Source organism: Neisseria sp. P0021.S007, from assembly GCF_051956855.1.
The window spans coordinates 1-511 of sequence record NZ_JBQCXA010001242.1; the positions used below are offsets into that span (position 1 = coordinate 1).

Consider the following 511-nt stretch of genomic DNA (forward strand, 5'->3'; position numbering starts at 1 on the left):
TCATAATGCCATGCGGCGCCATCCCGTATTTGCATCAAATTCAAATCAATCGTGCCGACTGATACTTGGGCAACTTCGCGCTGGTAGCGGTCGGCTTCAAACACGCGGACTTTGGCTTTTTTATGCAATGCTGCATCAATCAGATTGTCTCGTGATTGCGTACCATAAGCCTGGTTGATTTCCGGCGCATCGACATATGCCATGCGGATTTTGTGTTTCCTGCCGTCGCTATCGATAATGTGCATGGTATCGCCATCATGGATTTTGATGATTTTTCCGTTGTATGTGTAGGATTGTCGCGATGACTTTTGTTTTTGTTCCGGTTTGGGTTTAGCTTCGGCTTTAGTGTCAGATGTGGCTTTGACGACATTTTCACCCAGCCATTCATTGACCTTTTCTAAACCGATATTGTCGCCTTGTGCCAATGTTGCAGCAACGCTTACCCCTGTACGAATCACCTCAGTATCACGTGAACTGTAACCAAGTGCGCCCAAAACGGATACAACAACAG

1 protein-coding gene is annotated in these 511 nt (G+C 46.6%); it reads right to left on the minus strand.

Going from position 1 to position 511, the window contains the following annotated elements:
- On the minus strand, positions 1-511 hold a 511-nt coding region (locus ACTHUR_RS18530), incomplete at both ends, for a thermonuclease family protein (protein ID WP_440400235.1).